The organism is Saccharophagus degradans 2-40 (genome assembly GCF_000013665.1).
Taxonomy (GTDB): domain Bacteria; phylum Pseudomonadota; class Gammaproteobacteria; order Pseudomonadales; family Cellvibrionaceae; genus Saccharophagus; species Saccharophagus degradans.
Window position 1 is genome coordinate 1090652 of sequence record NC_007912.1, and the last position, 14374, is coordinate 1105025.

Sequence of the window (14374 nt, forward strand, 5' to 3'; positions counted from 1 at the left end):
TAATTTCTTGCCTTTAAACCGTGGTGTTTGCTATTGTTGCGCCCGAGCCAGCTAGACAATCGCTTCATCCTTGTGGTGGGGAGGAAAGTCCGGGCTCCATAGGGCAGAACGCCAGGTAACGCCTGGGGGGCGCGAGCCTACGGAAAGTGCAGCAGAGAGTAGACCGCCTGTGTTCTTGGCAACAAGAGCATCGGTAAGGGTGAAAGGGTGCGGTAAGAGCGCACCGCGCAGCTGGTAACAGTCTGTGGCGATGGTAAACCCCGTTCGGAGCAAGACCAAATAGGAATCCTACAGGTGCGGCCCGCACTGGATTCGGGTAGGTCGCTTGAGGCGTATGGTGACATACGTCCCAGATGAATGATTGTCCTCGACAGAACCCGGCTTATCGGCTGGCTCATCATTCCTTTTTTGATCGCTATATTCTTCGCGGGTATAGCAATCCCTTCTTTATAAGCCAAAACGGTCTTGAAGTTAAAGTAGATTCTAGCTTTAGAGTCTATCGTGCTGTTTTTACTTAACTTTCTTGTTGCTGCTTATTTTCACTACTGTATTTCGTAACAGTAAAAACCCTGCAGATTCAATAACTTACACCCCTTCCAAACCGGCTTTTTCCTTGACTTTGATTGAATCCGAAATATAGTGTGCAAAAGTGGTGTAAAGTGGTTTTAAGTGTACTTAAGTGGAGTTTCCTCCTAAAAAGTGGTGAAAACGAGTGTTTCAGGGTAGTCACGCTATAACAATGGATGCCAAAGGGCGCATGGCAATTCCGGCTAAATACCGGGATACGCTTGCTGACGCCTGTGAAGGCCGCATTGTAGTGACCGCTCACACACAAGATCGTTGCTTGTTGGTATACCCAGAAACCGAGTGGGCAGAAATATTGCCAAAGATTGAAGCATTGCCTTCGTTTAACAAAGCCGCATTGCGCGCGCAGCGTTTGCTAATTGGTTATGCCACCACCTTAGAGCTGGATGGAAACGGTCGTGTATTGCTTCCTCCTACACTGCGAGATTACGCCAACTTCGACAAAAAGCTAATGCTTGTAGGGTTGGGTAAGAAATTTGAGTTGTGGAGTGAAGAAGCGTGGTTTGCATCGATAGCCGATGTAGATGACGGCGATGAGTTGCCGCAAGAAATGCTGACCCTATCACTATAAGTGAGTGTTGAATGAATGAGTCCCCTCACTTTTCGGTTCTGTTACAGGAGTCGGTAGAGTCTTTAGTTGTCGACCCAGCGGGCACCTACGTAGATGGCACGTTTGGTCGCGGAGGTCACAGCCGCGCAATACTGGCCAAGCTTGGCCCAGAAGGTAAGTTGTTCGGTATAGATAAAGACCCAGAAGCGGTCGCTGTGGGTAAGGCGTTAGAGGCGGAAGACTCGCGCTTTCGTATTGTGCATGGTTCGTTTGCCGACTTAAAACACATTGATTTATTGCAGGCTGATTTTGCGGCCGGCGGCTTGAGTGGCGTGTTAGTGGATTTGGGTGTGTCTTCACCCCAGCTAGATGTAGCAGAGCGCGGTTTCAGTTTTATGAATGACGGCCCGCTCGATATGCGTATGAACACCGAAGCTGGTATGACGGCAGCGGAGTGGATTAACACCGCCAAGCAAGAAGATATAGCGCAAGTATTGTGGGAGTACGGGGAAGAGCGTTTTTCGCGACATATGGCAAAAGCCATTGTTGAGCGCAGAGAAATTAAGCCTTTCACGCGTACACACGATTTTGCTGAAGTGGTAAAGGCAGCCAATAGAAAATGGGAAAAGGGAAAGCACCCTGCAACCCGCGCTTTTCAGGCTGTACGAATTTTTATTAATCGCGAGCTAGAGGATTTACGCCAGCTGCTGGATGACAGTGTGAGCGTACTTGCCCCTGGTGGTCGTTTTGTTGTTATTAGTTTTCACTCACTTGAAGATCGCATGGTTAAACGTTTTTTTCGCGATCAATCAATGGGTAAGCAATTTCCAAAAGGGTTGCCCGTTACGGAAGAAATGAAAAAGCAAAATTTAAAAATAATAGGTAAGGCGTTAAAAGCAGGTGATACGGAATTAACACAGAATATTCGATCGCGTAGCGCTGTAATGCGTGTAGGCGAAAGATTGGGTTGAAAAACTGGGTTAAAGCAAAGTTTGAGCGCGAAGCTTACGGTTTAAACACGTTTCGCAAAAGGTAAAACGGAGACTTCACATTGGCTAAATTAGCTAAGCAAAACCAAGCAGACGTACAAAGCATAAAGTGGATCAAGCCATTGAGCTTTGTCGCCCTGTGGATGTTTACCTTAGTGACTGCCATCGGTGTTGTATTTAGTAGCTTTCAGTCGCGTATAGCTACTGATGAGTTGGAGTCTCTGCGTCGTGAGGCGAGCAGCTTGGAGGTTACCTCTGGGCAATATTTATTGGAAAAAAGTTCGTGGGCGGCCTATTCCCGGGTGGAAAAAATGGCCCACACAACATTAAAAATGAACGTACCTTCACCGGATAAAACCGTATTGGTTTATAGGCAATGAAGCAAACAAAGCAAATAGCTAAATGGCGAATGATGTTAATGGGTGGGGCGCTTTGCGCTCTGCCCATTTCGCTTATTTGGCACTTGGCAAATTTGCAGCTTATTCCCGGTGACGATAAGGATTTTCGCTTTTTGCAAAGCGCGGGTGATGCGCGCACTTTGCGCAGTCAGGTAATACCTGCGTACCGCGGTGTCATTACCGATCGCAATGGTGAATTGCTTGCGGTGAGCACGCCGTTAACGTCCATTTACGTTAACCCACAGCAGCTAAATAGCGAGCAGGGCCCTGCGTTGGCTAAAGCAATGGGTATTAGCCATAGCGAACTGAAAAAGCGTTTAAAAAATTACGAAAACAAACAATTTATGTATTTGGAGCGGCATCTGCCACCGCATAAAGCAGAGCCAATTCTTGCGCACAAATTTAAAGGGGTTTACTCCGAGCAGGAGTACCGTCGTTATTACCCCGCCGGTGAGGTAACTGCTCACATCATTGGCTTTACTGATATTGAAGATCAGGGCCAAGAGGGCGTAGAGCTAGCCTATAACCAATGGCTTGCTGGTGTGCCGGGTGAAAAGCGCCTAGTAAAAGATTTGAAAGGCAATGTAGTAAAAGAAGTGGGAATGGTGCGCGCGCCAGCCACGGGTAAACCATTGCAATTAAGTATCGATCTGCGTTTGCAATATCTGGCCTATCGCGAGCTTAAAGCTGCGGTAGCAGAGCAAAAAGCGCGTGCGGGTTCATTGGTAATGTTGGATGTGGAAACCGGCGAAATATTGGCCATGGTTAATCAGCCATCGTACAACCCAAACGATCGAACCAAATTAGTACCAGCGCAATTGCGTAATCGCGCTTTAACGGATGTGTTTGAGCCGGGCTCTACCATGAAGCCACTTACCATGATGGCGGCATTGGAAACGGGGCGCTACCCGTTTAATCACACAATCAATACCAGCCCTGGGTATATCCAAGTGGGCAGTAAAACATTGTTAGACCCGCGCGATTACGGCGTTATGGATCTAACCAAAATTATTACTAAATCCAGTCAAGTAGGTATAACCAAGCTGGCGTTAGAAATGGATGCAGAAACCATTCGCAATATGTTTGCGCGAGCAGGGCTTGGGCAAAGCACTGGGTTGGGGTTCCCCGGTGAAAGCGTGGGTGTTTTGCCGTCGCGCACAAAGTGGCGACCAATTGAGCACGCGAACTTATCGTTTGGCTACGGGTTAAATTTAAATGCGGTGCAACTAGCACAGGCTTACAACATGATTGCAGCAGGCGGGGAGTTCAAGCCTGTTAGTTTGGTTATGCAAAGCGAAGCTCCGTATTCGCAGCGAGTGGTGTCTGAGCGGGTAACGTCTCAAATAACCACAATGCTAAAAACGGTAACGCAGCAGGGTGGCACCGCAACGCGTGCGCAAATTCCAGCGTTCCCTGTTGCAGGCAAATCGGGTACCGCGCATAAAACTGAAAATGGCGGTTATGCGGATGATCGTTACCGAGGTTTTTTTGCTGGGTTCGCACCGGCAGATAACCCAAAAATTGTTGCGGTAGTGGTTATTGATGAGCCGTCCAACGGTAAATATTACGGTGGTGAATCTGCTGCGCCGGTATTTGCAAAGGCGGTTGGTGGTGCATTACAAGTTTTGCGCGTACCGCCGGTTAATCGCGAAGAATATTTAGCCGCTGTGGAGTTGCAGCCATGAGTGATATTGAAATCACTATTGCGCAATTACTTCAGGGTGTTTGGCTGGCCGAGGCGCCGCTAGATGCGAGCGTTGCCAACATAAAAGTAAGTGGGGTGTCTTTAGATAACCGTACTTTAAGCGCTGGCAGCGTATTTATTGCTGTACCTGGCGACAAAGTAGATGGACGCGCTTTTATTGAAAAATGTGACAGTGCAACCGCTGCAATATTGGCAGAGGCAGATACGTTCGGTGTCGACTTAACTGGTGCTGTACCTGTGGTACATATTCCACAGTTAAAACAAAAAATAAGTCGGGTGGCGGCTAATTTTTATGGTCACCCTTCGCGCTCTTTAACAATTATTGGCATTACTGGTACTAACGGTAAAACCACATGTGCCTATTTGCTCGCGCAATTGTTAAGCAAATTACAATTTTCGTGCGGCATGGTGGGCACGCTAGGTTTCGCAAAGTTTGATGAATGCGGTGCACCCGTTAATTTGACTGATACAGGCTTAACTACACCTTCTGCGCTAGATTGCCAAAAAATTCTAGCTGAACTACAGCAGCAGGTAGGTGCAGTGGCAATGGAAGTGTCTTCTCACGGCTTGGCGCAAGGGCGCGTGGCAGACGTGGATTTTAATGGCGCAATTTTTACCAATTTAAGTCGCGACCATTTGGATTACCACGCAAGCCTCGAAGAATATGCTGCCACCAAAGCTGCGTTATTTGCGCGAGAAGAGTTGAGCTTTGTAGTAATCAATGCCGATGACGCAGTGGGTGTGAATATTTTAACTAATGGCGTGGCGCCGCAAGCCATCACTTATAGCTACAGTCTTGGCGGTGAGCAAGCTTTGGTTGCTCAAAGTGAAAACACAATTGTTGCTCACTCTATTGAATGGGGTTCTAGCCAAACCGTCGCGCAGTTGCATACACCTTGGGGTGCAGCTGAATTAGCAACAGGGCTAGTTGGCCGATATAACTTAAGCAACGTGTTGGCTGTACTTACAACAGCTTGTGCATTGGGTTATCCATTGGTGGACGTGGTCGCACAGGTGAAGACTCTGCAAGCCGCGCCGGGTCGACTGCAGCGTGTAAATAGCAGTGAGCAGCCATTGGCGGTATTTGTAGATTACGCGCACACGCCCGACGCACTTGAAAAAGTACTTAGCGAAGTGGCCGCATATACGCAAGGTAAGTTGTGGGTAGTGATAGGTTGTGGTGGTAATCGCGATGTAGGTAAACGTCCATTAATGGCAGAAGTGGCAGAGCGTTTAGCTAATTGCGTGGTATTAACATCTGATAACCCGCGCGATGAGAACCCAGAGCTTATTTTAAAAGATATGCTTGCTGGCCTTAAAAACAAAGATGCGGCGATGGTTATTGCTGATCGAAAAAACGCAATCGAATACGCCGTCGCAAATGCAGCCGAAAACGATGCGATTGTTATTGCGGGTAAAGGCCACGAAAATTACCAGCTTGTCAAAGGAGAAAAACTACCGTTTGACGATGCATTAATAGCTAAAGAATTTTTAGCAGCCAAATGCTTTTCGCATGCGCGAGGTCAAGCGTAATGGAATTATCTTTACAGGCATTGGCAGAAAGATTTGGCGGCGAAATTGTATACCCTGGAGAGGCATACAATATTACATTCTCGTCCATCAATACTGACACCCGAGCGATAAATCACGGCGACGTGTTTATTGCGTTGAAGGGACCGAATTTTGATGGGCACAATTATTTGGATGTAGCCACCCGAAAGGGGGCCGCAGCAGCCATAGTAGAAACGCCGAACACCAATTTAGATTTACCGCAATGGTGTGTGGGTGATAGCTACAAAGCGCTTGGCGAACTAGGCCTAGCGAGTAGAGAAAAATTTAATGGCAAGGTGATTGGTGTAACCGGCAGCTGCGGTAAAACCACTGTGAAGGGCATGCTGGCAGCGATTTGTTCCTTGGCTGGTTCAACCGTGGCCACCAGAGGAAATTTGAACAACCACATTGGCGTGCCGCTATCGTTGATGCGCCTGGCCAATGAGCACCAGTTCGCAGTCATTGAGGCGGGCACAAGCGGGCCAAATGAAATTAAGTATTTGGCCGAACTTATTCAGCCTCATGTGGCCATTGTAAATAACATCATGCCTGTGCATGTAGAGGGCTTTGGCTCGGTTGAAGCAATAGCTATAGATAAAGCACACCTCTATCGCGGCCTAGTTGAAGGTGGTGTAGGTGTGCTTAACGTTGCTAGTGCTCAGCAGCCTACTTTATTAGATGCTTTGCAGGGCAAAAAAATAACTCGATTTAATCCCGAGTTAACAGATGAAGCCGCCGAAGTGCGTGTCCAGAACATTGAGCAAGACACTTTTGGCCGCGCAGAGTTTAGCGCGATTATTGAAGGTGAAGAGGTTGAGTTAAAGCTTGGCGTGCTCGGTGCCCACAACGTAGCTAACGCTTTGGCTGCAGCAAGTGCGGCGCGCGCGGTTGGCATAAGCGTTGAGCTAATTAAGCGTGGGCTAGAAAAATACACCGGCGATAAGGGTCGTATGCAGCTTGCGCGTGTAAATGAAAAGCTAACGGTAATAGACGATACCTATAACGCCAGCCCGGGCTCAGTAAAAGCGGCCATAGACTACGCTGCGCAATTTGAGCGCAGTGCCATCGTCTTAGGCGATATGGGAGAGCTGGGTGAAATGCGCAATTCGGCGCATGAAGAAATTGGGCGTTACGCCCAACAAAAACAAATTAAACAATTGTGGTGTACCGGCGAAGCGAGTCGGTTTACAGCACAAGGTTACGGTCCGCACGCTAAATGGTTTGAAGATAAAGAGCAGCTAAAGCAAGCGCTGCCAATGCTCTGTTCGTCCGAAGTGGTGGTTTTAGTAAAAGGTTCGCGCAGTACGCGAATGGAACAGATAGTTAATGCTCTATTAGCGAGCGGAGAACAAAAATAATGTTGCTATGGCTTGCAGAATATTTACAGCAATACATAAGCGCTTTTGCGGTTGTGAAGTACTTAACCTTTCGCGCTATTTTGGGGGTAATGACTGCCCTAGGTTTATCGTTACTACTTGGCCCTTGGGTTATTAACAAGCTCAACAAGTTACAAATAGGTCAGTCAATTCGCGACGACGGGCCAGAGAGTCACTTGGTGAAAAGCGGTACCCCTACAATGGGCGGCACGCTTATTTTATTTGCCATAGTGTTCGCCACGCTTTTGTGGTCTGACTTAACTAACCGCTATGTGCTTGCGGTGTTGTTTGTCACTTTGTCGTTTGGGCTTGTAGGTTGGGTAGATGATTACCGTAAGGTAGTACAAAAAAATTCAAAGGGCTTGCCTGCTAAATGGAAGTACTTTTGGCAATCGCTAGCGGGTTTTACCGTCGCATATGGCTTATATGTCACGGCGCAAATACCGGAAGAAACAACGTTATACATTCCGTTTTTTAAAGGTGTAGCGTTAGAGCTGGGTGTGTTTTACATCATTCTTACTTATTTTATGGTGGTTGGTTTTAGCAACGCAGTAAATTTAACCGATGGCCTCGATGGGTTGGCCATTATGCCAACTGTAATGGTTGGCTCTGCATTGGGCATAATCGCGTACCTTGTAGGTAACGCAAATTTCTCTGCCTATTTGCAAATACCTTATGTGCCAGGTGCCGGCGAACTAGTTGTTTATTGTGCGGCGTTGGCTGGGGCAGGGTTAGGCTTTTTGTGGTTTAACACTTACCCCGCACAAGTATTTATGGGCGACGTGGGTGCATTAGCACTGGGTGCTGCACTTGGCATTATTGCTGTAATTGTTCGCCATGAAATTGTATTCATTATTATGTCGGGCATTTTCGTTATGGAAACTGTGTCGGTCATATTGCAGGTTGCCTCGTTTAAATTAACGGGCCGCCGAATTTTTAGAATGGCGCCTTTACACCATCATTTTGAGTTAAAAGGGTGGCCCGAGCCGCGTGTAATAGTGCGTTTTTGGATTATTACCGTCATGTTGGTTCTATTTGGCTTGGCAACACTCAAGCTGCGATAGCCAAACACTAGTTAACTGTTAATAAAAGGTAAAGCGTTTTAATGGCAAATTTAATAGCAACAGACAACCCGATAGTAGTGGTAGGCATGGGCCTTACCGGGCTATCGGTTGCGCGCTATTTGGCCAACAAAGGCGCTAACTTCTTTTTATTAGACACGCGCAAAGATCTACCCAAGTCAACTTGGCAGCAAGTTGCAGAGCTACAAGCCAAATGCCCTTCAATGAAGGTAGATAACGGTAGCTTAGATGTGGAGTTGTTAACCAGCGCCAAGCAAATTGTGTTATCGCCAGGTGTGCCTTTGGCAACCCCAGAGATACAGCAGGCCAAAGCGGCAGGCGTAGAAATTATTGGTGATATCGATCTGTTTTTGGCTGAGCGCAAAGCGCCGGTTGTTGGTATTACTGGCTCCAACGGTAAAAGCACCGTAACCACATTGGTTGGCTTGGCTGCAGAAAATGCAGGTATGAATGTAGCCGTAGGTGGCAACATCGGCGTACCGGTTTTAGATTTGTTAGCTGATGCCGACGTTGAGCTGTATGTGCTTGAGCTTTCTAGCTTTCAGTTAGAGTCGGTTAAGCGCGCGCAGTTAGATGTGGCATGTGTGCTAAATGTATCGCCCGATCATATGGATCGCTACCCGTCGCTTGCGCACTACTGCCAAGCGAAGCAGCGTATTTATTTTGGTGCGAAGAAAATTGTATATAACTTGGAAGATACATTAACAATTCCGCCAGTAATGGCTGGTGTTGAGCGTTACGGCTTCTCTAGTAAGAAAGCCGTTGAAGAAAACGAAAAGCATGTACTGCTCAATAACGACACCAACGCATTGAGCCTAAATGGGCAGGATGTTTTTTCTGTTGCTGATATTAAAATAGCTGGCGCGCACAATTTAAAAAATGCACTTGCTGCTTTGGCCATTTGCGACGCAGCAAACATCCCGTTCGCCGGCTTGAAGCAAGCACTACAGGAATTTGAGGGGTTGCCTCACCGCTGTCAGTGGGTGGCCAACAAAAATGGCGTTACTTATATAAACGATTCCAAGGCGACCAACATCGGTTCTGCCCAAGCGGCTATAGAAGGGCTGGCGGGTCAGTTTAAAAATATCGTACTTATCGCCGGTGGCGATGGCAAGGGCGCAGATTTTTCTAGCCTAGGTAAAGTAATAAACCAATATGTTTCGGCGGTTGTGTTAATTGGTGTAGATGCCCCCAAAATACAAGCAGTGGTAGACCCGCAAGTTATGTGTGTAAAAGCACAAACTTTAAATGCAGCGGTTAAACAGGCGGCACTATTGGCTAAATCTGGTGACTTAGTGTTGTTGTCGCCAGCGTGTGCAAGCTTAGATATGTTTGCTAACTACGAAGCGCGCGGCCATGAGTTTGCGTTAACAGTTGCGGAGGTGAGTGCGTGATAGTCAATATTGCTTCGCCACTCTACGGCTCTGTGCAAGGTTTTCGCCGTTTGGATTTTAGTTTGTATGCAACCGTGGCAATACTTATTAGCGTTGGCATTGTTATGGTGGCGAGCAGCTCGTTAGATTTTGCTGCCGAGCGCTACCACGACACTTGGTTTTTTGTGCGTAAGCAAATTACGTTTCTTGCCATGGGGTTGGTTGGTGGTCTTGTTATTCTTGCCGTACCCATGTCGGTTTGGAATAAGTACTCTGGGTTGCTGTTAATTCTGGCCTTCTTTTTGTTAATGGCCGTTTTAATACCCGGCATTGGTAAGGTTGTAAATGGTAGTCGCCGCTGGTTATCGTTGGGGCCTTTCTCAATGCAGGCATCGGAAATCGCCAAATTTTGTTTAATTGTGTACTTCGCCAGCTACTTGGCTAGAAGAAACGAAGAGCTGCGCACTCAGTGGTCTGGGTTTTTGAAGTTAACGGCAGTGCTGTTAATTATTGTGCTGTTGCTATTGCTAGAGCCGGATTTCGGCAGTTCTGTAGTTATTAGCGCAACCTTAGGCTGCATGATGTTCGTTGCTGGCGTGCCATTAGCTCGCTTTCTATTGTTGGCAGTAAGCGGCGTGGCCGGTTTGGCGCTAATGGCTGTGGCATCGCCATATCGCTGGGAGCGATTGGTTGCATTTATGGACCCGTGGGCAACACAGTTTGATAGTGGCTATCAACTTGTGCAGTCGTTAATTGCGTTTGGCCGCGGTGGTTGGTTTGGTGTGGGTTTAGGCAACAGTTTGCAAAAATTGTTCTTTCTACCCGAAGCGCACACAGATTTTATTTTTGCCATATTCACCGAAGAGTTCGGGTTTATTGGGGCAATAGCATTAATAGGTGTGTTTGGCTTTTTCTTGTACCGGCTGGTTATTTTATTTAGACGAGCAAGTGAACAAGAGCAGTTTTTTAGCAGCTATGTGGTGTTTGGTATTGGAGTGATGTTAGCCATGCAAGCCTTTATTAATATGGGGGTTGCTTCTGGCTTTTTACCGACTAAAGGTTTAACGCTGCCATTTATTAGCTATGGCGGTAGTAGCTTGCTTATTACCTGCGGGCTAATGGCTTTAGTGTTTCGCGTTAACTTGGAATTAAATAGAGAAAACCAAGAGGGTAAACCTTGAGGATTTCGCCGTGAATGAGACTGCGTTAAACATGAGTCGCTCACAAGCAGACAGTACTAGCGCGAGCGAAAAACGCACGGTGCGAAAAGTTGTAGCGCGAAAGTTTATCGAGCGCCCCAAAACAGTGGTGATTATGGCCGGTGGTACAGGCGGGCATGTATACCCAGGCCTTGCGGTTGCCGAAGCAATGCACCAACGGGGGTTTAACATTGCGTGGTTGGGCTCGCGCGGTGGAATGGAAAAAGAGCTAGTCGCTAAAGCCAGCGAGCAAATGGGTTTTGATATAGCTTTTTCCGAAATTGAAATTTCGGGAGTTCGCGGCAAAGGCCGCATGGCTTTATTGGCCGCGCCGTTTCGCGTTTTAAAGGCTATAGAGCAAGCCAAGCAAATATTGCAAAAGCTTAGGCCTGCTTTAGTGATTGGTATGGGTGGTTTTGTTGCTGGACCCGGTGGCATGGCCGCCAGAAAACTGAAAATACCACTGGTGATTCACGAACAGAATGCCGCAGCAGGAACCACCAATAAAATTTTGCGCAGGTTCGCAAATCTTACGCTGGTGGCGTTTCCGGGTAGTTTAAAAAATGGGGTGTTTGTTGGAAACCCCGTTAGAAAAGATATAGAAACGGTGGCGCCTCCGCAGCAGCGTTTTGCGCAGAAAGAAGGGCCCATAAAAGTATTGGTTTTAGGTGGAAGCCGTGGAGCGTTAGCCATTAACGAAATGGTGCCCGCGGCGTTTGGTAAGGTGAATAAGGCCTTACCTTTTCAGATAGTGCACCAAACAGGTAAAGATAAGTTAGAAGCAACAAAAGAAAGTTATGCGCTGGCAGGTGTAAAAGCCAATGTAGTGCCATACATAGAATTGATGTCTGAAGCGTTAGAGTGGGCCGATTTTGCAATCTGTCGTTCGGGCGCTTTAACAGTATCGGAATTGGCGGCAGTTGGACTGGGGGCAGTGTTTATACCTTTCCCTTATGCAATAGACGATCACCAAACTAAAAATGCCGATTTTTTAGTGCAGTGTGGCGCCGCAGTAGTGAAGCAACAAAAGGAACTTAGCCCAGAAATTTTGGCAGTTCTATTAAACGAGTTATTAGCCGGCCGAGAGCGTTTGCAGCAAATGGCGGTTAAAGCAAAGCAGCAATCTAAGCCGCATGCGGCAGAAAAATTCGCAGACTTCTGCGAGGAATTGATACATGACTGAAGTTACCATCCATCAAGTGCCAGAAATGCGCCGTATTCGTCGAATCCATTTTGTCGGAATTGGCGGTGCAGGTATGAGCGGCATAGCAGAAGTGTTGCTTAACCAAGGCTATGAAATTTCTGGTTCCGATCTTCGCGAGTCAGACGTAACCCGTCGCTTAGCGGGAATGGGTGTGCATGTTTTTATCGGTCACCACGCAACCAATGTAGATGGTGCCAGCGTTGTTGTTAATTCCAGTGCGGTTGAATCGGGTAACCCCGAGTTAATGGAAGCGCGCGAAAAACGTATTCCTATTGTGCGCCGTGCAGAAATGCTGGGCGAGCTAATGCGTTATCGCCACGGTATTGCTGTAGCGGGTACGCATGGTAAAACAACCACAACCAGTTTAATTTCGTCAATTTTGGCTGCTGGTAAAAAAGATCCAACCTTTATTATTGGTGGTCTTTTAAATAGTGCCGGTAGTAATGCTGGCTTAGGCGAAAGCCGTTATTTGGTGGCGGAAGCCGACGAGAGTGACGCGTCGTTCTTGCATCTGCAGCCGATGGTATCCGTAGTTACCAATATTGATGCCGATCATATGGATACTTACGAAGGTGACTTTTCAAAACTAAAGCAAACCTTTATCGACTTTTTACACAACTTGCCATTTTATGGTTTGGCTGTTGTGTGTGGCGACGACCCCATAGTGACAGAGCTAATACCTGCTATCTCTCGCTCGGTGGTTACCTATGGTTTTAACGAAGATAGCGATTATCGCGCGTTTGATGTGCGCCAAGATGGCTCCAAATTACGCTTCAAAGTTGCGCGCCCAGAAGGCCTTGCAACCTTAGAGCTATTTTTGAATATGCCTGGTAAGCACAACGTTTTAAATGCGACCGCAGCTGTGGCGGTTGCCAGTGAAGAAAAAGTAGACGACGACGCGATTCAAAACGGGTTAGCCAATTTTATGGGTGTGGGTCGTCGTTTTGAAATTTACGGCGAATTTGAAGTGGGTGCAGGGCCAACGGCCATGCTTGTGGATGATTACGGTCATCACCCGCGAGAAGTCGCTGCAACGATTGCAGCAGTGCGCGATGGCTGGCCCGATCGCCGGTTAGTCATGGTGTATCAACCGCACAGATATTCGCGCACACGCGATTTGTACGAAGATTTTGTCGAAGTGTTGTCTACCGTCGATCAACTTGTTTTGCTCGAGGTTTACTCGGCAGGTGAAGACCCAATTCCAGGCGCAGACAGCCGGCATTTAAGCCGCACAATTCGTACGCGCGGAGTGGTAGACCCAATATTTGTAGAAGGCGTTGAAGGTGTGCCGGCGGTGATAAAAGATATTGTGCAACCCGGCGACATTATCATCACGCAAGGCGCAGGTAACGTTGGCACCTTGGCGAAAGAATTAGCTAAACGAAATTTAGGTTAACAGCGAAATTACAGTAACGATGACAACGACTTATGTAAAAAAGTTTGATGGCAATACGGCTGCATTGGGTCGTACTTTGGTGCTGTTTGGTGGCACGTCATCTGAACGAGAGGTATCTCTGCGCAGCGGTGCTGCGGTGCTACAAGCGCTGCAAGCGGGCGGCGTGGACGCGCACGGTTTAGATGTGCAAGCCGATGCGATAGCGAAAATTGAAGCGTTTGCTCCTGACCGTGTATTTATTGCTTTGCATGGGCCCGGTGGTGAAGACGGAAAAATGCAAGCAGTCTTAGACTGGTTGGCTATTCCTTACACCGGTAGCGATCACGCCGCTTCCGCTTTGGCGATGGACAAATTAAAAACCAAACAGGTTTGGCAAAGTGTCGGTTTGGTAACGCCTGAATACGCGTCGCTTGTAGAAAATAGTGATTGGCAAGCGGTATTAGATTCTCTGGGAGGGCAAGGTTTTGTAAAGCCTGCACACGAGGGGTCGAGCATTGGCATGAGTGTGGTGAGCACAGCGCAGGAGCTAAAAGCCGCCTACGAAAAAGCTGCTCACTACGACGCAAAGGTATTAGTTGAGCGTCGAATTGTTGGGCGAGAGTTTACCGTTGCGGTATTAAACGGTGTTGCATTGCCGGCAATAGGATTAAAAACTGATCACGTTTTTTACGATTACGACGCAAAGTATGTGTCCAATACCACTCAGTATCTTTGCCCTTGTGGTCTTACACAAGAGAAAGAAGCGGAGCTTCAATCTATCGCTCAGCAAGCTTTCGCTGCCGTGGGATGTAAAGGTTGGGGGCGCGTTGATTTTATGCAGGATGAAGCAGGTAATTTTTATTTGTTGGAAGTAAATACCGTACCCGGTATGACCGATCACAGTTTGGTTCCAATGGCAGCTCGGCAGTCGGGTATAGAATTTAATGAATTGGTTTTAGAAATTCTTGCGCAGACATTGGTATAAAC

12 protein-coding genes and 1 other RNA gene are annotated in these 14374 nt (G+C 47.5%); all 13 read left to right on the plus strand.

All coding sequences use genetic code 11. The features are described from left to right. Positions 1–43: 43 nt before the first annotated feature. The 13 genes from rnpB to SDE_RS04485 all read left to right on the plus strand — a co-directional run bounded on the left by rnpB (position 44) and on the right by SDE_RS04485 (position 14372). An RNA gene (rnpB, locus tag SDE_RS21720) (RNase P RNA component class A) lies at positions 44–401 on the plus strand. A 311-nt stretch (positions 402–712) separates the two neighbouring features. After that, the gene (gene mraZ, locus SDE_RS04430) at positions 713–1156 is read left to right on the plus strand and encodes a division/cell wall cluster transcriptional repressor MraZ (RefSeq protein ID WP_011467322.1); all 444 of its coding nucleotides are present in this window, start codon (positions 713–715) and stop codon (positions 1154–1156) included. An 11-nt stretch (positions 1157–1167) separates the two neighbouring features. Then, positions 1168–2106: a 16S rRNA (cytosine(1402)-N(4))-methyltransferase RsmH gene (gene rsmH / locus SDE_RS04435; protein ID WP_011467323.1), complete on the plus strand. Its 939-nt coding sequence runs from the start codon at positions 1168–1170 to the stop codon at positions 2104–2106. 80 nt (positions 2107–2186) lie between these two features. After that, positions 2187–2504 carry a cell division protein FtsL gene (ftsL, locus tag SDE_RS04440; protein WP_011467324.1) on the plus strand — a complete coding sequence of 106 codons (318 nt, stop codon included), beginning with the start codon at positions 2187–2189 and terminating at the stop codon, positions 2502–2504. Continuing rightward, entirely contained in the window at positions 2501–4207 is a 1707-nt protein-coding gene (locus SDE_RS04445; protein WP_011467325.1) for a peptidoglycan D,D-transpeptidase FtsI family protein, read from the plus strand. The genes ftsL and SDE_RS04445 overlap by 4 nt, the downstream gene beginning before the upstream one ends. Then, positions 4204–5760 carry a UDP-N-acetylmuramoyl-L-alanyl-D-glutamate--2,6-diaminopimelate ligase gene (locus tag SDE_RS04450; protein WP_011467326.1) on the plus strand — a complete coding sequence of 519 codons (1557 nt, stop codon included), beginning with the start codon at positions 4204–4206 and terminating at the stop codon, positions 5758–5760. The genes SDE_RS04445 and SDE_RS04450 overlap by 4 nt, the downstream gene beginning before the upstream one ends. Further along, complete coding sequence (locus tag SDE_RS04455) at positions 5760–7136, plus strand: UDP-N-acetylmuramoyl-tripeptide--D-alanyl-D-alanine ligase (RefSeq protein ID WP_011467327.1); 1377 nt, start codon at positions 5760–5762, stop codon at positions 7134–7136. Before SDE_RS04450 ends, SDE_RS04455 begins: the two co-directional genes overlap by 1 nt. Beyond that, entirely contained in the window at positions 7136–8218 is a 1083-nt protein-coding gene (gene mraY / locus SDE_RS04460; protein ID WP_011467328.1) for a phospho-N-acetylmuramoyl-pentapeptide-transferase, read from the plus strand. The genes SDE_RS04455 and mraY overlap by 1 nt, the downstream gene beginning before the upstream one ends. A 41-nt stretch (positions 8219–8259) precedes the next feature. Further along, positions 8260–9630: a UDP-N-acetylmuramoyl-L-alanine--D-glutamate ligase gene (gene murD / locus SDE_RS04465; RefSeq protein ID WP_011467329.1), complete on the plus strand. Its 1371-nt coding sequence runs from the start codon at positions 8260–8262 to the stop codon at positions 9628–9630. Next, positions 9627–10790: a putative lipid II flippase FtsW gene (gene ftsW / locus SDE_RS04470; protein ID WP_011467330.1), complete on the plus strand. Its 1164-nt coding sequence runs from the start codon at positions 9627–9629 to the stop codon at positions 10788–10790. The genes murD and ftsW overlap by 4 nt, the downstream gene beginning before the upstream one ends. Before the next feature lie 31 nt (positions 10791–10821). Beyond that, the gene (murG, locus tag SDE_RS04475; protein ID WP_011467331.1) at positions 10822–11991 is read left to right on the plus strand and encodes an undecaprenyldiphospho-muramoylpentapeptide beta-N-acetylglucosaminyltransferase; all 1170 of its coding nucleotides are present in this window, start codon (positions 10822–10824) and stop codon (positions 11989–11991) included. Further along, positions 11984–13408 (plus strand): UDP-N-acetylmuramate--L-alanine ligase, encoded by a 1425-nt coding sequence (gene murC, locus SDE_RS04480; protein ID WP_011467332.1) that lies wholly within the window; start codon positions 11984–11986, stop codon positions 13406–13408. The genes murG and murC overlap by 8 nt, the downstream gene beginning before the upstream one ends. A gap of 19 nt (positions 13409–13427) precedes the next feature. After that, the gene (locus tag SDE_RS04485) at positions 13428–14372 is read left to right on the plus strand and encodes a D-alanine--D-alanine ligase (RefSeq protein WP_011467333.1); all 945 of its coding nucleotides are present in this window, start codon (positions 13428–13430) and stop codon (positions 14370–14372) included. The last annotated feature ends 2 nt before the right edge of the window (positions 14373–14374 follow it).